The 19399-nt window shown below is 35.8% G+C and carries 16 protein-coding genes and 1 other annotated feature; of the genes, 6 read left to right on the forward strand and 10 right to left on the reverse strand.

The features are described 5' to 3' along the window. Positions 1-366: 366 nt before the first annotated feature. Positions 367-1422, reverse strand: coding sequence for an ATP synthase beta subunit C-terminal domain-containing protein (locus AB1K81_RS07810; protein WP_412976052.1), 1056 nt, complete (start codon positions 1420-1422; stop codon positions 367-369). Positions 1423-1700: 278 nt separating this feature from the next. Between AB1K81_RS07810 and AB1K81_RS07815 the strand changes: the two genes are divergently transcribed. Then, entirely contained in the window at positions 1701-2237 is a 537-nt protein-coding gene (locus AB1K81_RS07815; RefSeq protein WP_412976053.1) for a DUF6241 domain-containing protein, read from the forward strand. A 46-nt stretch (positions 2238-2283) separates the two neighbouring features. Here AB1K81_RS07815 and tyrS read toward each other — a convergent pair whose 3' ends face one another. Beyond that, positions 2284-3555, reverse strand: a complete 1272-nt coding sequence (gene tyrS, locus AB1K81_RS07820; protein WP_412976054.1) for a tyrosine--tRNA ligase — start codon at positions 3553-3555, stop codon at positions 2284-2286. A gap of 62 nt (positions 3556-3617) precedes the next feature. Beyond that, positions 3618-3834: a binding site (T-box leader), on the reverse strand. Positions 3835-3957: 123 nt separating this feature from the next. On the opposite strand from tyrS, the gene AB1K81_RS07825 reads away from it, so the two are divergent. The 4 genes from AB1K81_RS07825 to AB1K81_RS07840 all read left to right on the forward strand — a co-directional run bounded on the left by AB1K81_RS07825 (position 3958) and on the right by AB1K81_RS07840 (position 9484). Further along, positions 3958-6924 (forward strand): transglycosylase domain-containing protein, encoded by a 2967-nt coding sequence (locus AB1K81_RS07825; RefSeq protein ID WP_412976055.1) that lies wholly within the window; start codon positions 3958-3960, stop codon positions 6922-6924. Between the two features lie 105 nt (positions 6925-7029). Beyond that, entirely contained in the window at positions 7030-7683 is a 654-nt protein-coding gene (locus tag AB1K81_RS07830; RefSeq protein ID WP_412976056.1) for a GNAT family N-acetyltransferase, read from the forward strand. Beyond that, positions 7683-8333, forward strand: a complete 651-nt coding sequence (locus AB1K81_RS07835; protein ID WP_412976057.1) for an acetoin utilization AcuB family protein — start codon at positions 7683-7685, stop codon at positions 8331-8333. Before AB1K81_RS07830 ends, AB1K81_RS07835 begins: the two co-directional genes overlap by 1 nt. Next, positions 8330-9484 carry an acetoin utilization protein AcuC gene (locus tag AB1K81_RS07840; RefSeq protein WP_412976058.1) on the forward strand — a complete coding sequence of 385 codons (1155 nt, stop codon included), beginning with the start codon at positions 8330-8332 and terminating at the stop codon, positions 9482-9484. Before AB1K81_RS07835 ends, AB1K81_RS07840 begins: the two co-directional genes overlap by 4 nt. 14 nt (positions 9485-9498) lie before the next feature. Here the strand turns inward: AB1K81_RS07840 and motS are convergent, their stop codons facing one another. From motS to AB1K81_RS07860, 4 genes are all read right to left on the reverse strand, one after another. Further along, positions 9499-10287: a flagellar motor protein MotS gene (gene motS / locus AB1K81_RS07845; protein ID WP_412976059.1), complete on the reverse strand. Its 789-nt coding sequence runs from the start codon at positions 10285-10287 to the stop codon at positions 9499-9501. Continuing rightward, positions 10277-11101, reverse strand: coding sequence for a flagellar motor protein MotP (motP, locus tag AB1K81_RS07850; RefSeq protein ID WP_412976060.1), 825 nt, complete (start codon positions 11099-11101; stop codon positions 10277-10279). The genes motS and motP overlap by 11 nt, the downstream gene beginning before the upstream one ends. Positions 11102-11160: 59 nt before the next feature. Continuing rightward, complete coding sequence (ccpA, locus tag AB1K81_RS07855) at positions 11161-12156, reverse strand: catabolite control protein A (RefSeq protein WP_412976061.1); 996 nt, start codon at positions 12154-12156, stop codon at positions 11161-11163. 131 nt (positions 12157-12287) lie between these two features. Next, positions 12288-13364, reverse strand: coding sequence for a bifunctional 3-deoxy-7-phosphoheptulonate synthase/chorismate mutase (locus AB1K81_RS07860; RefSeq protein WP_412976062.1), 1077 nt, complete (start codon positions 13362-13364; stop codon positions 12288-12290). A gap of 164 nt (positions 13365-13528) precedes the next feature. On the opposite strand from AB1K81_RS07860, the gene AB1K81_RS07865 reads away from it, so the two are divergent. Beyond that, positions 13529-15661 carry a cell division protein FtsA gene (locus tag AB1K81_RS07865; protein WP_412976063.1) on the forward strand — a complete coding sequence of 711 codons (2133 nt, stop codon included), beginning with the start codon at positions 13529-13531 and terminating at the stop codon, positions 15659-15661. Positions 15662-15711: 50 nt separating this feature from the next. On the opposite strand, the gene AB1K81_RS07870 is transcribed toward AB1K81_RS07865, so the two are convergent. The 4 genes from AB1K81_RS07870 to AB1K81_RS07885 form a co-directional block, all read right to left on the reverse strand. After that, positions 15712-16101, reverse strand: coding sequence for a YtxH domain-containing protein (locus tag AB1K81_RS07870; RefSeq protein ID WP_412976064.1), 390 nt, complete (start codon positions 16099-16101; stop codon positions 15712-15714). Between the two features lie 15 nt (positions 16102-16116). Beyond that, the gene (locus AB1K81_RS07875; RefSeq protein ID WP_412976065.1) at positions 16117-16518 is read right to left on the reverse strand and encodes a DUF948 domain-containing protein; all 402 of its coding nucleotides are present in this window, start codon (positions 16516-16518) and stop codon (positions 16117-16119) included. Between the two features lie 265 nt (positions 16519-16783). After that, positions 16784-18094, reverse strand: a complete 1311-nt coding sequence (gene murC / locus AB1K81_RS07880) for a UDP-N-acetylmuramate--L-alanine ligase (protein ID WP_412976066.1) — start codon at positions 18092-18094, stop codon at positions 16784-16786. A gap of 166 nt (positions 18095-18260) precedes the next feature. Further along, the gene (locus AB1K81_RS07885; RefSeq protein WP_412976067.1) at positions 18261-19370 is read right to left on the reverse strand and encodes a nicotinate phosphoribosyltransferase; all 1110 of its coding nucleotides are present in this window, start codon (positions 19368-19370) and stop codon (positions 18261-18263) included. Between the last annotated feature and the right edge of the window lie 29 nt (positions 19371-19399).

Raw genomic sequence — 19399 nt, forward strand, 5'->3', positions numbered from 1 at the left:
GAAGACTCCAGCGGGAGGAAAGGCATCGGTGAGACTCCGAGTATGCACCTGCGTCTGCTAGTAATGCTACGCAGCAGGTTTCCTCGGTGCAAGGCTACAGAGAAGATTATTCAAGTAGCAGCCTGGCTCACCAGCCCCCCGCGTCAAAGAAGACACAGCGAGGTTCTTTCGAGCTGATGTCGCACTTGTACTGTGAGGTGCAAAGAAGACACTGCGAGGTCTTTTCGAGCAGATGTCGCACTTGTGCTGGAAGTGAAAGCGCAGTATATTTACGGTGCGTCGTAGGTGCACTACATTCGGTTATTCGTTTGACTAAAAAACTTTTGTCTCAGCCTCTTCTATACCACTATCGTTAAAAATCAATTTTTATACCTTACTTAACGATCCTATATATTGTAATTGGTCAGCATTAACCTTAGTTATCTCCCCTTCTAGAATACCACTAATATCTTCTAATGTATTGGTTAGTGGTACAGAAGTTCCTTTCATTTTGGTAAAAGGCTCGGCAACAAAAAAGCTTTGCGTCAAGTATGCTTCAAGCAGTTCCCCTCGTTTATAAACTTCTTTATCAGAAGGCTGTAATTTCTCATAACCAAAAGCGCTAACTAAAAATCGCAATTCGCGATAACGACGCATTATTTTTCTCGCCTTTTGTTGAACAATATAATGTTTATTATCTAGTTTAGCTCCTTCTTCTGTAATAACAGATGTTGAAGTCACAGGATTTACTGCAGGAAATAGTTTTCTTGACACTAATTCCGCGTCGAAGGTCACCAAGGTATCTAAAGGTCCATATGGAAGTTCTTCATCTACCGCTTCTCCAGTTTGATCAACTAGGAAAGTAGTAATGGTTTTTCCTTTTGATACCTTTAGTTCATCGATTAAAGAATAGATTTCCCCTGTGATGACTAGCGACCTATCGGCAGCCAAAATTACATCTTGCTTCTCATTTACGTTCATCATTTCCCTATAAACGCTCTCTGTATCATGGCAAAGAATATTTGCAGATTCTTTCACTTCTTTTAAATCAGGGCATTCAAAGTTAGGCATTAAAAGTACCGTTATACAATCTTTTGCTTGTAACCTGTAAAATATTTCAGCCAATAGTACCAACTGCCCCATTCCTGGACGTGCCACAAATCCGTTAATTCCACCTTTAGTAATCGGAGCTAAAAAATCCAGTACTTTAATACCCGTTTCAATCATTTGCACATCATTTCCACGAATAATTAAATCATCGAGCTTACAATCCGCGAGTTCTGCTAAAGCAACTAATGTTCTCACTTCTGCACGTCCAACTGGTGTCTTTCCTGTACATAAATTCGAAACCGTAGCAGGGCGTAATCCCTTCTCTTTAGCTGCAATTGTTAAATTAGGAACTCGTTTTCGCAAATAGGAAACATTAAGTTTTAATTCGTCCATTCCCACATGCTCCTTCCTCAAGTATATATGTAAATTACTGGTCAAATAGAAAAGTATATCAGTTACAGCATAGAAATAATATGTTCATTTCATCATACACTATCTAGCTTACAAGAAAATCATAAAAAATCAAAACGTTCCTTGCTAATCCCCTCAATCTTCTACACTATATTTCAAACTTAATCGATGACTAAGTCTAAAAATTACAAAAACTAGTAAAATAGGCTTATTTTCATTTATTTCCACATATATTACTCTATATTAGGGGGTATTGGTTAATGAAGACAGTTATCATTTCTTTGTCCTTTGTAGCGGTACTTATCGTAGGCTTTTTCGGATATTTAATTGTCTCCGATTTGATGGAAAGCGAAAAAGACGTAACTACTAACACAAATAGCATAGATGAAATAAGAGAATCTACAGGTGGATCCGTGACAGATGAACAATTGGAATCATATAAAGATAAAGGATTAAATCCATTTGGGCAAATAAAGACTATCGATGAATTAACAGATGCCGATTATCAAGAATATATCCATGGAATGAGCCATCAAAAAGTAAAAGCAGATGAAAAATGGGGTTTCTATCAAATTAATCCTGAAAGAATTAACTGGCTTTTAGAAGGTTTGAATATTCTTGAGCTCCATCATAAAGATGTATATAGTTTCATTTTAGAAAAATGGGCAAAAGGTGATTTTTCAAGCGTTGATGATGACCATAATACCATTTGGGAACTTCAAGGTGGCACTATAGGAAAAGCTACTGGTGTACTTACAGTTGAAGAAGAAGAGGCTTATATTAAAACTCAACAATAATTTTAACAAAAGCTGCTTAAGGAAATCATCCTTAGCAGCTTTCATTTTAATTGTATCTAATTAAGAAATATTTCTTCTTCCCTCTTCTAACAATAGTAAACTTATCGTCAATTCGGTCGGCTTCTGTTATAACATAATTTAAGTCTTGTTGTCTTTCACCATTAATGTAAATCGCACCATTTGTAACATCTTCTCTTGCTTGACGTTTTGAAGGTGAAATTTTTGCATTAACTAATAGATCTACTATTCCAATTGCTTCCTTACCTACTTGGAATGAAGGCACATCTTTGAAGCCTTGCTCGATTTCACTAGCAGAAAGTGATTTTAAATCTCCGCTAAATAACGATGCAGTAATTTTTTGTGCTTGTTCTACCGCTTCCTGACTATGAACCATTCTTGTCATTTCTTCCGCTAATCGTCTTTGTGCTACACGATTTTCCGGATGATTTTCTACTTCTTTTTCTAACTCGTTTAGTTCATCTTCGTTTAGGAAAGTAAAGTAACGTAAAAACTTCATTACGTCACGGTCATCGGAATTAATCCAGAATTGGTAAAACTCATATGGGCTAGTTTTTTCTGGGTCTAACCAAATAGAACCGCCTGCAGTTTTCCCAAACTTAGTACCATCTGCTTTTGTAATTAATGGTACAGTAAGTCCGAATACTTTTATTTCTTCCTCTTCATTTTCTCTAGCCCGACGAATCAACTCCATACCTGCAGTAATATTTCCCCATTGGTCACTACCGCCGATTTGTAGAGTACAATTTTCTTGCGTATATAATTGCTGAAAATCTAATGATTGTAAGATCATATAACTAAACTCTGTAAAAGAAATACCTTGTTCGATACGCGCAGATACTGATTCTTTAGCAAGCATGTAATTTACACCAAAATGCTTACCTGCATCACGTAAAAAATCAATAACAGTCATACTTCCAAGCCATTCATAATTATTTCTTACAACAACTTCATTCTCGTTCTTATCTACTTCAAGAATTTTAGAAATTTGTTGTTTTAAGCTTTCACTATAGCCTTGTACCACTTCCTCTGTGTTCAACGAACGCTCAGTGGAACGTCCACTAGGGTCACCAATCATCCCAGTTCCACCACCAACTAAGGCAATTGGCTTGTGCCCGGCTTTTTGGAATCGTTTTAACATCACTAGTGGTACAAGATGTCCAATGTGTAAACTATCTGCTGTTGGGTCAAAACCGCAGTATAGTGTCACTTCATTTTCTGTTAAGTGCTTTTCTAACCCTTCTCTATCTGTAACCTGATTAATTAACCCTCTTTTTTCTAAATCCTCTAAAATATGCATTCCATTCACACTCCAACTACTATATTTTCTTATAAAAATAAAAAAACCCATTCCTTATGTATATAAGGGACGAGTTTAAACACGCGGTACCACCCTTGTTGCAGATTGCTGCCACTTTGGGGTTGTTAACGATGACTTCACCGTCTTAATTTTACCTAATAGGCTTATTAAGAATGCTCCAGAATTGTAATTCGCATGCAAATTTATACTGGTTCCCACCAACCACCAGCTCTCTTGGATAGGGATTTGCCATACTACTATTTCTTTCATTGCTTTAATATATAGTATTACACATATCATATTAAATAAAATTAAAAAATGCAATGATTTTTTCTAAATTACTATACCTCCTTCACAGACTACTATGCTATAATTATGCTTGGAATAATAGGAGGTTTTATCGTGGATTTTAAACAATTTATCCAAGAATTTGGAACCAAGGTAAAAACAGTCTGGAGCACTGGAAAGATTCAACGTGTATCCCGAATTACATATGATGTTATCTGGAATGTTATATTATTTTTTATTGTGATAGGGATCATCGGGATGTTCTTCGGTGCAGGTATTGGGTTTGGTTACTTTGCATCTCTTGTTAAAGACGAGCCAATCCTTACATACGAAACGATGGAAAAAGATATTTATAACTATGAAGAAACATCTAAGCTCTATTTTGCTGGTGATGTTTACATAGGGGATATTCAAGCAGATCTTCATCGTGAAGAAACAAAGTTAGAGGGTATTTCACCTACATTAAGAAATGCTGTTATTGCTACAGAAGATGAATTCTTCTATGAACATAATGGTGTTGTACCAAAAGCGATTATTCGTGCCTTAGTGCAAGAATTTACTAATTCTGAGATTAAATCTGGAGGTAGTACATTAACACAGCAGCTCATTAAAAACCAGATTTTAACCAATGAAGTTTCCTTTGAACGAAAAGCGAAAGAAATCTTATTAGCAATGCGTTTAGAGCAGTTCTTTAAAAAAGATCAAATATTGGAAGCATATTTGAATATTATCCCTTATGGACGTGGAGCTAATGGTAGAAATATTGCTGGTGTTCAAACTGCAGCTAGAGAAATATTTGGGGTAAACGCTGACGAGGTAAATCTGCCACAAGCTGCATTTTTAGCGGGATTACCACAAAGTCCTTCCTACTACACACCATATCAAAGTGGTGGCGGCTTAAAAGATCCAGAAGGTTTAGAGCCTGGTATTAATCGGATGAAAGTAGTTCTAAGCCGGATGTATGAATTAGGAAAAATTAATGAAAAAGACTATCAAGCTGCTCTCGAGTATGATATTGTCTCAGATTTTGTAACAGAATCAGAGACACCGATTGATAAATATCCATATTTGACATTTGAATTGGAAAAAAGAGCTAAAGAAATATTAATGTATATTCTTGCAGAAGAAGATGGTTATTCAAAAGAAGACTTAGCTGCTGATGAGGAACTATATGAACAATATCAAATCCTAGCAAATCGGGATTTACGTAGAAATGGATATAATATACATTCTACAATTGATAAAGAAATATATGATGCGTTCCAAGAAGTAGCTAAAAACTTCCAACATTATGGACCTGATTCGACTAGACAGGTAACTGACCCTAGTACTGGGGAAATAATTACTAGTCAACGAGTAGAGGCTGGTGCAATATTAATTGAAAATTCAACAGGTAGAATTATTAGTTTCCTTGGAGGTCGTGACTTCAGCTTTGACAACCAATTAAATTATGCTACAGAGGCTAAACGTTCAAACGGTAGTACGATGAAACCTATATTGGTTTATGCACCTGCTATGGAAAAAGGTATTGTACAACCTGGGACACCGATTGCAGATATAGAAACAACGTGGCAGACACCTGGTGGTCCTTATACACCACAGAACTTCGATGAAAGATATCATGGTATATTGCCTGTTCGAACTCATTTAGCCAATTCTTACAATATGCCAGCTGTAAAAGTATATCGAGAAATCATGAATGACAACCCAGTTGAACAATACTTACGAAAAATGGGAATTACTTCCATCGGTGATCATGAATATGCAAACCCTTCTCTTGCTATTGGAGGTACATCTACTGGTATCACAATAGAAGAAAATACAAATGCTTATGTAACATTCGCTAATGGTGGTAATTTTGTTGATGCTTTCATGATTGATAAAATCACCAATCAAGATGGAGAAGTTATTTATGAACATAAAAGTGAACAAGTAGAGGTATTTACTGCACAGACGAGTTATTTAACTCTTGATATGATGAGAGATGTTGTTACTCAAGGTTCAGCAGCATATCTTCCAAGTCAGTTGAAATATAAAAATGTAGATTGGGCTGGGAAAACTGGTACATCACAATTTACCCATGATGTGCATTTCGTTGGTACTAACCCTAATGTTACTATGGGGGCTTGGCTAGGATATAGAATTGGCCAATCACTAGTATGTTCTAGTTGTGAGCTTCACCATACGAATCGAAATATAAAATTGTGGGCAGAACTAATGAATGCTGCTTCAGACATTCGCCCTGAATTAGTCGCACCAACGGAAAGATTCCAAAGACCTGACGGCATTGTATCACGTAACATTTGTGCTACATCTGGAATGATTCCTTCTGACCTATGTACTGAAGCCGGATTAGTCTCCAGTGATATTTATAATATCAACTTTGTACCGAGACAAGTGGACGATAGTATAATCCGAGGATCATATGTACTTGTGGATGGTAAAGCAGTACTTGCAGGACCAAATACTCCACAAGAATTTGTCCAGGATGATGGCTTATCCTTTAGTACAGATTGGTTAATTCGAAATCAATATGACAAACTGAAAGATTTAACCCAACTCTTCCCGTCCATCAGACGAGAAGCATGGGAAAAAATTAGCCTTCCTAATATAGAAGGAATTGAAACCTTAGTTAAAGACGATGGAGCTCAACCTACTGCCCCTACAACATTAGTGAATAATGGTAATCGATTATCATGGAAAGCTTCAAACAGTAAAGATGTTATTGGATATCGAATTTACAGAGCAAGTGCTCCAGGTGAAAGATTTGAGTTAATAGGAAATTCCATTGAAACTCAATATTCAATACCAAGTAATAAAGGAGTATACCATGTAAGAGCTGTTGATTACTTTGGTTTAGAATCATCACCTTCAAAAGAAATCGTAATCGGTGATTTCTCAGAACCGGATGAACCGGATAAAGATAAACCGAAAGAACCACAAGAGCCAGAGGAATCAGTTGATCCTGTCGCACCTGGAAATCCTGGTGATGAACCGGAAGAAGAGGAAGAAGAGGAAGAACCCACACCTGGGGATAATGATAATAATAACAGCGAAGAAAATGGCAATGATGCTGGATAAGAAGAGGGATAAACCCCCTCTTCTTTTTTTATTCTAGAAAAGACTAAAAATTACAACGATAATCTTGTATAATAAAGATTAACATGATAATTCGGTGGTGAAAAAATGGAACATATCAAAACATATAACTGTATAGAACATCAAGTAAATGATAAGACGATTATTATCGAAGGACCAATCCCAGCTGAGAAGTTACATCAGTATGAGTTTCATCATGAATTAACTTCTTTTCGCCCGGCTTCAAAACAATTTCAAGCATTAATCGGTATAGCAGATTTGCCTGAAGGCCGAATTATCATTGCCAGAGAAGAAGAGACAATAGTAGGTTATGTTACCTACCTTCATCCTGACCCTCTAGAAAGGTGGTCAACCTTTCAAATGAAAAATCTAGTAGAATTGGGAGCTATTGAAGTAATTCCAGATTATCGTGGGGCTAAAGTGGCGTCTAATCTACTAAGAGTTTCCATAATGGATCCTTTTATGGAAAATTATATTATTATTTCTACTGAATACTATTGGCACTGGGACTTAAAAGGAACCAATTTAAGTGTTTGGGAATATCGAAAAGTTATGGAGAAAATGATGGCTACTGGGGGGTTACTTCCCGCTCCTACAGATGATCCGGAGATCATTTCACACCCTGCAAATTGTCTTATGGTTCGAATAGGTTCCAATGTTGATGAGGATTCTATACAGCAATTTGAAAAGTTAAGATTTCTAAAACGTTACCAATTACGAAGTCTTAGGGAGGGATTGTAATGCATGTTGAAGAAATAATGAATCGTAATGTTCTTACATTACGTCCAACAGATTCTATCGAGAAAGCACATCAATTATTAATAGACCATAAAATTAGACACATTCCAATTGTAAATGAAGATAAGTTTGTAGTTGGTATAGTTTCTGATCGTGATGTAAGAGATGCACGCCCATCTATCTTATCATCAAATCCAGACGAACATGTCCTAAAAAGAGAAATTTCTTCAATTATGACTAGTCCTGTAATTACTGCACATCCGTTAGATTTTGTCGAAGAAGTTGCCAGAATATTTTATGATCGAGAAATTGCTTGTCTACCAGTGATAAGTAACGACAAATTAGTCGGTGTTATTACAGAGAAGGATTTGCTTTATACGTTAATCCAGCTTACAGGAACCCATGTTCAAGGTTCGCATATTGAGATAAAGGTGCCTCATAGGCCTGGTATCTTACCTGAAGTTGCATCTGTTTTTGGAAAAAGGGATGTAAACATATCATCTGTTTTAGTTTATCCTTTTAAAGATGAACCGGATTATAAAATTTTAGTATTTCGGGTACAAACGATGAATCCACTCCCAATTATTCGTGATTTAAGAGATGCTGGGTATGAACTCATGTGGCCAAATAATATACCGGAGCCAAGACTATGAATCAAAAGATAAAATATGTGTTTGATCATTCTCTATTGAACTATCACTTCCATGACGATCACCCGTTTAATCAGAAACGAGTATTGCTCACAAAAGACTTATTAGAGGAAGCTGGTCAACTATCAGACGAGCAGATAATAGAACCCAGACTTGCTAGTGAGACCGATATTTCATTATTTCATGACCCATCATATATTCATGCAGTTAAAAACTCCCTACTCTTGACTAAAGACGAATTGTTAAAATTTGGACTTGGTACGGAAGACACACCAGTTTTTCCAAAAATGCATGAAGCAGCCGCTCAGATCGTTGGTGGGACCTTGTCTGCAGTAGATGCTGTATTAAAAGATGGTTCTACTTGTGCCGTAAATTTTGCCGGTGGCCTTCATCATGGCTTTAAAAAGAAAGCTTCTGGATTTTGTATTTATAACGATGCAGCCATTGCTATAAAATACATTAGGAAAAATTATAACTTAAAAGTATTGTATATTGATACAGATGCACATCATGGAGACGGTGTTCAGGAGGCATTTTACGATGATCCCAGTGTATGTACATTTTCTATACACGAAACTGGGAGATATTTGTTCCCTGGAACAGGAAGTGTTAATGAACGCGGAATTAAAGAAGGTCATGGGTACAGTTTTAATTTACCATTAGACGCTTTCACTCAAGACGAATCTTTTATAGCTAATTATGAAACCGCTTTAAGAGAAATTGCTGATTTCTTTAAACCTGATATTCTCATCACTCAAAATGGAGCTGACTCTCATTTTCACGATCCATTGACACACTTATGTGCGTCAATGGCAATCTATGAAAAAATACCAGAAATCGCATTAGACATAAGCAAAACATACTGTCATGGTAAATGGATTGCTCTTGGTGGCGGAGGGTATGATATTTGGCGAGTAGTTCCAAGAGCATGGGCTCAAATTTGGAATGTCATGAAGGATGGAAAGCCTATGCAAGGGGAACTACCTTTATCATGGATTGAAAAGTGGCAGGAAGAATCACCTGTTACCTTACCAACTTTTTGGCACGACGAGTATGAATTATTTCCAATAATCCCTCGTAAGAAAGCTATTGAAGAGAAAAATAACTTCACCCTTCAAAACCTATTGAAATACACAAAAGTAAAAAGGAGTTGATTATTCAACTCCTTTTAGTTTTCTGTATATGAATCTTCTAAAATAACAATTTCCACTCTTCTATTTTTACTACGGTTACTTGCACTGTCATTTGGTAAAATAGGCTTCGTATCACTAAATCCAGCTATTGAGAATCGTTCTTCTTCTAAATCATTCTCTTCAACTAATATTCTAACAACACTACTAGCTCTCGCACCTGATAGTTCCCAGTTAGATGGATAGCGGTAGCCAGACATTGGTACATCATCGGTATGACCTTCTACTTTAATATCATTATCAATGCGAGCTAGCATGTCTCCAACTTTTGTTAAGAAGGGACGTGCTGAAGGTAAGATTTCCGCTTCACCTGGATCGAATAATATACTATCCTGTAAAACTAATTCTACTCCACGTTCAGACCGACTAGCTGATACAACATGATTTAAATTATGCTCATCTAAGTAGTTTTCAACCTCTACCATTAAATCACCCAATGAATCATCTACTGTTTCATCGGAATTGGCGTTCTGTTCAGATTCTTCCTCATTGTTTACAGGTATTTCAAATTCATTTGATGTTTGTCCTTGATTTTCTGTACTCGTACTTTCCGTAGGATTATCCATAGGAACAGGAGAAGGAAAAAAATCAAAAATCATCCTGTTTCGAAACGATTCAGAAACCGCTTGGAATTTTGTTGCATCAATCTGGGACATAGAGAATAGTAGGATAAAAAAAACTAGTATTAATGTGACCATATCGGAGTACGTTACCATCCATTTTGGGGCACCTTTTTTTACACCTTTTTTAGTTTCCCTACGCTTCATTGACGCCCTCCCCCACGAAAGTAGAACTTGATTCTACTTCCTCGTTTGCTTTTATATCATCCGATAAAAATGCTCCAAGTTTTTCCTCAAGTATTCGGGGATTCTGACCAGATTGAACTCCAATAACACCTTCGATAATAATCTGCTTAATAAATACTTCTTCCTCAGTTTTATTTTCAAGCTTACTTGCCATCGGGATAAACACTAAGTTGGCAAGTACCGTACCATATAAAGTAGTAAGTAGTGCCACTGCCATACTAGGTCCTAGTGTGGCAGGATCTGTTAAATTGTTCAGCATTAACACTAAACCAATTAATGTACCTATCATTCCCCAAGCAGGTGCATATTCCCCGCATTTTTCTATAATCATTCTTCCACGATAATGGCGTTCTTCCATAGCAGTAATTTCTGCACTCATAATATCGTGGATTACCTCTGGCTCAATACCATCAACAGCAAGAAGAATTCCTTTTTTAATAAACGGATCTTCTACATCGTCTAATTCATTTTCTAATGCCAGAATTCCCTCTCGCCTTGCACGTTCAGAGAGTCGGATAAAAAGATTGATTAATTCAGGAAGCTTGCGCTCGTCTTTATTAAAGGAACCTTTAATAACCTTACCTGTTAATTTGATTTGATCCAAGTTGAAATTAATCAATAATGAACCAATAACACCACCTATGACGATTAATATAGATGAAATGTCAAGAAAGGAGACAAAGCCTTCAGCCCCAGCATTTGCGAGTATTGCAGCCATAATCATAATAAAACCTATAGTTATGCCGATAGGTGTTAATATATCTCTTTTTCTCATATTCCCTCTCCCCAAACTTATGCCTCATTGACGCTATATTGTAAATACCGACATTAAATTTACTTTGTTGAGTTTCTTTCTACAAGACGGTGTGGTAATACGACTTTTTTCTCTTCTACTTCCTCTTTATTCATATATTTAGTAAGTAGGCGCATTGCTACAGCACCTATATCATACATTGGTTGAACAACCGTTGATAACGTAGGACGTACCATATTTGCAAGTTTTGTATTATCGAATCCAAATACTTCTAAATCTTCAGGTACATTATATCCTAAATCTTGTGCACCATGGATTGCTCCTAGTGCGATAGAGTCAGAAGCTGCAAATACTGCAGATGGTTTATCTTTCAAACTCATAAATTGTTCAATAGCTTTCATTCCAGATTCATACGTATAATCGCCATTAACAACGTATTCTTCATTAAATGGAATGGATGCTTCTTTTAACGCTTTTAAATAACCTTGGTATTTTAACTGATTAATCATATGATCTTCATTTCCATTAATGAAGGCTAATTTCTTATTTCCTTTATCAAGTAAGTTCTTAGCCGCTTCGTAGGACGCTTCCTCATAATCAATGTTTACAGATGGCGTCGAATCGGTACCGTCATATGTAGCTGCTAATACTACTGGAACGGAAGCTGTTGAGAATTGCTGAATATGCTCTTCAGAAATATTTCCACCCATGAAGATAATCCCGTCAACTTGCTTTTCAAGCATCGTATTAATTAATTGAAGTTCTTTGTCTTTGTTTTGATCTGAGTTACTTAAAATAATATTATATTTGTACATCGTAGCGATATCTTCAATTCCACGTGCTAATTCCGCAAAAAATATGCTAGAAATATCTGGAATAATCGCTCCAACTGTAGTTGTCTTCTTGCTTGCTAGCCCACGCGCTACTGCATTAGGTCTGTACCCTAAACGTTCAATTGTTGCCAATACTTTCTTTCTAGTTGTCGGTTTAACGTTTGGGTTACCATTAACAACACGTGAAACGGTTGCCATAGAAACATTTGCCTCTCTTGCTACATCATATATTGTTACTGTCATTTTAATTACCTCCTAATTCCGTTCCATTCGACATATATCATTCTAATCATTATCATACTCCACTAGATGAAAAAATACAAAATATTTCTAAGTAAAACTAAGGGGTTTGACCCTTTTGAATCAAACCCTTTTTAGCTAATAGATGAAGTATATTTCGATAACTCCTGTAAAAAGTTTTCAAACATTTCTATATCCATTTGCTGAGCTGAGTCTGAAAGTGCAACTGCAGGATCAGGATGTACCTCTGCCATGATACCGTCAGCACCTATAGCTAGTGCTGCTTTTGCAGTAGGAATTAATAAATCTCTTCTACCAGTTGAGTGTGTGACATCTACCATTACTGGTAAATGCGTTTCCTGCTTCAATATCGGTACTGCTGAGATATCTAATGTATTTCTAGTTGCCGTTTCATACGTACGAATACCTCGCTCACACAAGATAATATTCCCGTTTCCACGAGAGAAAATATATTCAGCTGCATTAATAAATTCTGAAATGGTTGCAGATAGCCCTCGTTTTAGTAAAACTGGTTTGTCTACTTCTCCTGCTGCTTTCAACAGTTCAAAGTTCTGCATATTCCTTGCACCGATTTGAATCACATCTACATAATCAAGAGCTATCTCAATATGAGCAGGATTAACAATTTCACTGACAACGGCAAGATCATATTCGTCTGCCACTTTCTTTAAAATCTGTAGCCCTTCAATCCCTAACCCTTGAAAATCATAAGGGGACGTTCTTGGTTTAAATGCTCCACCACGAAATAGTTTGATTCCATTAGCTTTCACAGCTTTTGCTACTTCCCTTACTTGCTCATAGTTTTCTACTGCACATGGTCCCATAACAAAATGGGTTTTACCATCACCAACTTTTTCCCCTTTAATATCAATAATCGTATTTTCTGGTTTTCTCTTCCTAGAAACTAACAGTTCCTTGCGATGGTCATCTTCGATTAATTCTAAACCCGCCTTAAATATTTCTTTAAAAATATGTTCAATCGTAGAATTATCAAATGGTCCATTATTATGCAAGATTAATTGATCTAGCATTTCCCTCTCTCTTACAGGGTCAAAACGCTTCATACCTTGTTTATTTTTTATTTGACCAATTTGTTTTACAATTGCTGCTCGCAAATTCACAAGTTCAAGTATTTGTAAATTAACATCATCTAGTCGATCTCTTAATTGTTCTAATTCATTGTGATTCATCTATAATGCCTCCCACCAAAAGGAAAAACTACAATATATAAGTTTATTCTACATAATGTGACCAATTATAGCTAATAATTTTCCCTTTGTCATCCTAAAGTTTATAATATTAGTAGAGATTATAGAATACATATTTAAATGCTTTTCTTTTAGGGGGATACATAATGAAGGAAGAATATATATTTGCGTTAGACATCGGAACCCGTTCAGTTACTGGAATTATTTTAGAAAAAATTGACAACATGTATACGTTGGTCGATTATTGTGTAAAAGAACATACCGTAAGAGCTATGTTAGATGGACAAATTCACCATGTAGAAGAAGTAGCTAAAGTAATTAAAGAAGTAAAAGAAACGTTAGAATCCACCCATGGACCACTATATAAAGTTTGTGTAGCTGCTGCCGGTAGGTCACTAAGAACGATTACCTCCTCTGCTACACTTGAACTGAATCATAAACCTATTACTGATCATGAAACGATTAAACACTTAGAATTAAGTGCCGTACATGCTGCACAGCATACTATTTCTTCGGAAGAGTCTAATCGAAATTATGCTAATTATTACTGTGTAGGGTATTCTGTACTTCACTATAAAATCGACGAAGATAAAATAGGATCCTTGATTGATCAAAGTGGACAATATGCTTCTGTTGAAGTAATCGCAACATTTTTACCAAAGGTAGTAGTCGAATCATTAATATCAGCACTTAATAGAGCAAATTTAGAAATGGATGCATTAACATTAGAACCTATTGCAGCAATACAAGTTTTAATACCTGAATCAATGAGACGATTAAATGTTTCACTAGTTGATATTGGAGCTGGAACTAGTGATATTGCGATAACGAATTCGGGAACTGTTGTTGCTTATGGTATGGTTCCTATTGCGGGAGATGAAATTACAGAAGCCGTAAGTGATAAGTATTTATTAGACTTTCCATTAGCTGAAGAAACGAAACGGAAAGTTGTAAATGATAGAGAAGCTACTGTTTTTGACATTCTAGGATTTGAATCAACTATTACGTATGACGATTTAGTTAGAGATATCGAGGATAGTATTGAAAAATTAGCATCAGCCATTTCTGAGGAAATTTTACATTTAAATGGAACACAACCTAAGGCAGTAATGCTCGTCGGTGGTGGTAGTCAAACACCAGACTTTACTAAGCGTTTAGCTAATAAACTGCAATTACCAGAAAACCGAGTCGCCATTCGAGATATTGATGCAATCCAAGTACTGAATAAAACAGACAATCTCCCTAAGGGACCAGATTTTGTTACTCCAATTGGGATTGCGATTGCCGCAAAACAAAATCCAATTCATTACATATCGATTAAAGTAAATGATAAAACAATCCGAATGTTTGAAATGAAACAACTCACCATAGGAGACTGCTTAGTACAAGCAGGGATAGAAATAAATAAACTATATGGAAAACCAGGAATGGCATCGATTATTACTTTAAACGATAAGCAAATTACATTACCTGGAGAATTTGGAAAAAGTCCGACTATACGCTTAAATAAACAAACCGCAACCGTCGATACATTTGTTCAAAATGGGGATATCATTGAAATAACTAAAGGATTGGATGGTAGTCAACCAGAGATTAAGCTTGAGGAACTAGTAGGTGAAGTGCCACCAGTTAAAATTAGCTATAATGATAAAGCCTATGAACTCACACCAACGTACTATGTAAATAATTTAATCAAGACAAAAGATTATATCATTCAAGATCGAGATAAAGTCGTTATTAAAACGCCTAGGACTATTAAAGATTTCTTCACCTTTATAAGTTCTGAGAGACTACCAGACGAAAAGGAATTTAATCTATTTGTTAATAATCAAAAAATGACTTTAGGTTTAGCTGAGAATCAAATAACGGTAAACGGAAAACCTGTTTCACTTGATTACAAACTACGAGAAAACGATCAACTAACCGTAATTCCTAAAATAAGTCCAACAGCTAAAACATTGCTTGAGTTTATGAACAAGAAATATTATCATCAAATAAAAGTAGCTTTTAATCAACAAACGGTTACACTTCAGCAACCACAACTTATTTTAAAACGTGGAAATCAAGTATTAGAAGAAGAGGATAAGATTTATCCAGATGATCATATTATGATTGAAGATAAAGAAATTGATGGGTTTATTTTTCAAGATGTATTTCGCTATGTTGATATTGATTTAACCGGAGCTAATGGAAAATTTGTATTAACAAAAAATGACCAACCTACTACTTTTTACGAACCCATTATGAATGGCGACCGGTTAGCAATCATTTGGAATTAAGAAAAGGATGTCTTAAAAAGGGTAACTCCCTTAATAAGACATCCTTTATTTTAATTCGTTTCCTCTTTTTCAAGATCAGTAGTTGCTAGAGATTGTTCTTCATTAGCTACATTTTGATCGGTCTTACGTAAGTCTTGGATTTTCGTTTGGACATTTGAAGTGATATCTTGTGTCTTTTGTTTTAATTCTGTCCCTTTTTCAGTAGCTTTTTCTTTCCATTCTTGACCTTTTGCTTGTGCGATATCTTTCCATTCTAAACCTTTTGACTGTGCAACATCTTTCCATTCGGAAGCTCGTTCACGCACCTGTATCGCCCCTTGATTAATATCCCCTCTTAATTCCTTACCAGACTTTGGGGCAAACATTAAAGCTAAGCTAGCACCAACAGCTGCACCAATCACCGCACCTACTACAAAATCTTTACCATTATTATCTGACATGATTATTCCTCCCTTTTATTTTTTCTTTTTTATTAAATCAAATAGAGCAGCACCCCATGTTACTGCCTGTGATGCCTTATCTTGATTTTCAACAGCTGCTCTAGAAACACTAGATGAAAACTGTTTTAATGTTTTATTGAAATCTTGAACAGTCTCGCCAATTCCTTTAACGCCATCAAATAAGCCATCTAATTTTGCTGTTTTTTGGCTTACATCATCTGCAAGTGCATTCGTTTTGTGTAATAGTTCTGTAGTCTCTGATGTGATTCCTTGCATTTGTTTTTCAAGGCCTTCTAATGTATTCGCCACATTATTAAGTGTACGAGTTGAAGCTTTTAATGTCATTGCTAAATATATTACTAGTACTGCAAAAGCAACAGCAGCAATTAAAGCAGCAATGTATAATAATATCTCCATCAGTTGATCATCCCTTCCATGAATATAATTGCCAATGGCTGTGCTTGTACATTTAAACGATTCCCTTATGTCCCACCTTTTAAACATTGGCCATTTTATTTCTTAGTTCCTATTTAGTATATCTCCATTATAGGCTTTTCTATCATAAAATTCGAATGATTTGTAGAAGAAATTTCTAATACATGGATTATTTTCCTCTGTTGCATATTAAGTAAAGGCAAGAAAAAAGTCTGTTGCTTTTTTAGCAACAGACTTATGATACATTTTAAGCATTTTCTAAAGGAGATAATTCTTCTTCATAGGCTTGTTGAAATTTTTGAATATCACCAGCCCCCATAAAGATTAATACGCCTTCTTCATGCTTCTTTAACTCACTAACATTCTGAAGTTCTAGAATAGAACTATTTGGAATTAATTTCTGTAAATCATCAATCGTCAACTGTCCACCGTCTTCTCTTGCAGAAGCAAATATCTCACATAAATACACCGCATCTGCATCCTTTAGACTATCTGCAAACTCTTGTAAAAATGTTTTCGTCCTCGTAAAAGTATGTGGTTGAAATATTGCCACAACCTCTTTATCAGAATATTTTTTTCTTGCAGATTCTATAGTTGCTGTAATTTCCCTAGGATGATGTGCATAATCATCGATAATAATTTGTTTGTTAATCTTCTTTTCGGTAAAGCGACGCTTAACACCTTTAAAGGTACTAATATTTTTTATCGCTTCGGCTTCCATTCCTTCATATTGGCAGATTGCAATAACGGCTAATGCATTTAGTACGTGATGATTACCATACATAGGAATGGTAAATGTGTCATAATAAGTATTTCGAACAAATACATCAAATTCCGTACCCTTTTCGGTCTCTCTAACATTTTGGGCTTGGAAATCATTAGATGGTAAAAATCCGTAATAAACTACCGGTACCTTAGCTTGAATTTGCTGTAGCTTTTCATCATCACCACATGCTATTATACCTTTTTTTACATTATCAGCCATTGATTGAAATGCATCAAATACATCATTGATACTTGAAAAATAATCTGGATGATCAAAATCGATATTCGTCATGATAGCATAATCTGGTTCATAGCTAAGAAAATGTCTGCGATACTCACATGCTTCAAAAACAAAATAATTACTGTCTACATGTCCATGTCCCGTTCCATCCCCTATAAGATATGAAATAGGATAAGATGAATCAAGAACATGTGCTAGTAAACCAGTTGTTGAAGTTTTACCGTGGGCACCAGTTACAGCAATACTAGTGTACTGTTTTAACCATTCACCTAAAAATTCATGGTAACGGTAATATACTAATCCTTTACGCTTAGCTTCTTGGATTTCTACATGGTCATCCGAAAATGCATTTCCTGCAATAATCGTTAGACCTTCCGTTATATTTTCTTTTGAAAAAGGATAAATCGGTATATTTTTTGCTTCAAGAGCAGCTTGAGTGAAAAAGGTCTTCTCCACATCTGAACCTTGCACTTTTTCTCCGGAATCGTGGAGAATTTGAGCTAATGCACTCATTCCTGTACCCTTAATACCAATAAAATGGTAAATTGTCATAAAAGTGAACCTCCAACTATATGTGTAAAAACACGGGTTGTGCCTTCATTCGAAGAGTAGCATAAAACCGTATGCTACTAAATATATAATAACATTAAGCTATTATAACAAATCTTTTTCCGTTATAAAATAGTAATTTGGTTGTGTCCTGATAATATCAGTATGATTACCTCTTCGGATATTCTACTTTTTCCAATCTTGGGTTAGGACGATAACGGCGCCCGTTTTTTGCCTCTGGAGATCCATTTAATAATACATTATCACCGGTAAAACCAATATCTTGCTTTAATAAACTTCTGCCTACTCCATAGGTATTTACTGGAACACCTAATGATTCGAAATATCGAATTTTCTCTTCTGTAAAACCTCCAGTTGCTACTATCTCAACATGATTAAACCCATTATCGTCAAGAGCTTTCCGTAGAGCAAAAACTAACTCCGGATTTACACCTCGAGGATCAAACGTACCCATCACATGATGATTACGAAGGAAATATTTGTCAACCAGTGTATTAGAAGTGTCAATCCGAACACCTTTAAGCTTATCACCAAATGCTCGAGCAACTTTTAACGAATCTGTAATAACATCATTATTATAATCGACTAGAGCTACTAAATCATCATCTGGATATACTTCATGATAGGCTTCCATTGCCGCTACGACATCACCTTTAAACATTTGAATCAGCGCGTGTGGCATTGTGCCCATACCTTCTTTTCCCCACCATTCATTCATCGCATGGGTAGCCTGAGCAGTTGAACCACCAATAAATGCAGCATAACCGTCTCCTGCTTGGGTAGTATAATGGTCGTCACGGTCCCCCATAAAAATAACAGGCTTTTGCTGACCAGACGTTCTTGCCGCTTTTACAACATTATATACATTTGTCGCTATCGATGTTCTTCTAGCTAAAATCCCATCTATTATCCCCTCTAAATAACCAAACTCTTGGTATGGACCCGAGATCGTTAAAACAGTCTCAAACGGACTAATTTTATCCCCGTCTTTCAAAGAGTGTATTTCTAAAGATTCAGGATGTTCTGCAAAAGTATGTACTAGTGCGATTGCTTCGTCTGTACCACAAAGAACGGCATCTTTTTTTTGAAAAAACTGCATTGTTACATGATTTCTAGGTAATTTTTTCTCCACTATTTCTTTTGTCTTTAAAAAATATACAGCTGAGAACCAGCCTTCTTTTATACGTTTATCAAATTTAAAAGTTTTATTAGTTAAACGTTCAATTTTACCGCTTAACTTTTGCTCTATCTCTTTCATTGTAATCTCCTTATTTATTATTCCCATAT

It is taken from the genome of Ornithinibacillus jepli (assembly GCF_047228935.1).
In the GTDB taxonomy this organism is placed as follows: domain Bacteria; phylum Bacillota; class Bacilli; order Bacillales; family Amphibacillaceae; genus Ornithinibacillus.

Excerpts from the sequence above, each read along its gene's own strand:
- AB1K81_RS07810 (WP_412976052.1), bottom strand. The coding sequence starts at position 1,422 with ATGGACGAATTAAAACTTAATGTTTCCTATTTGCGAAAACGAGTTCCT.
- AB1K81_RS07815 (WP_412976053.1), top strand. The coding sequence starts at position 1,701 with ATGAAGACAGTTATCATTTCTTTGTCCTTTGTAGCGGTACTTATCGTA.
- tyrS (WP_412976054.1), bottom strand. The coding sequence starts at position 3,555 with ATGCATATTTTAGAGGATTTAGAAAAAAGAGGGTTAATTAATCAGGTT.
- AB1K81_RS07830 (WP_412976056.1), top strand. The coding sequence starts at position 7,030 with ATGGAACATATCAAAACATATAACTGTATAGAACATCAAGTAAATGAT.
- AB1K81_RS07835 (WP_412976057.1), top strand. The coding sequence starts at position 7,683 with ATGCATGTTGAAGAAATAATGAATCGTAATGTTCTTACATTACGTCCA.
- AB1K81_RS07840 (WP_412976058.1), top strand. The coding sequence starts at position 8,330 with ATGAATCAAAAGATAAAATATGTGTTTGATCATTCTCTATTGAACTAT.
- motS (WP_412976059.1), bottom strand. The coding sequence starts at position 10,287 with ATGAAGCGTAGGGAAACTAAAAAAGGTGTAAAAAAAGGTGCCCCAAAA.
- motP (WP_412976060.1), bottom strand. The coding sequence starts at position 11,101 with ATGAGAAAAAGAGATATATTAACACCTATCGGCATAACTATAGGTTTT.
- ccpA (WP_412976061.1), bottom strand. The coding sequence starts at position 12,156 with ATGACAGTAACAATATATGATGTAGCAAGAGAGGCAAATGTTTCTATG.
- AB1K81_RS07860 (WP_412976062.1), bottom strand. The coding sequence starts at position 13,364 with ATGAATCACAATGAATTAGAACAATTAAGAGATCGACTAGATGATGTT.
- AB1K81_RS07865 (WP_412976063.1), top strand. The coding sequence starts at position 13,529 with ATGAAGGAAGAATATATATTTGCGTTAGACATCGGAACCCGTTCAGTT.
- AB1K81_RS07870 (WP_412976064.1), bottom strand. The coding sequence starts at position 16,101 with ATGTCAGATAATAATGGTAAAGATTTTGTAGTAGGTGCGGTGATTGGT.
- AB1K81_RS07875 (WP_412976065.1), bottom strand. The coding sequence starts at position 16,518 with ATGGAGATATTATTATACATTGCTGCTTTAATTGCTGCTGTTGCTTTT.
- murC (WP_412976066.1), bottom strand. The coding sequence starts at position 18,094 with ATGACAATTTACCATTTTATTGGTATTAAGGGTACAGGAATGAGTGCA.
- AB1K81_RS07885 (WP_412976067.1), bottom strand. The coding sequence starts at position 19,370 with ATGAAAGAGATAGAGCAAAAGTTAAGCGGTAAAATTGAACGTTTAACT.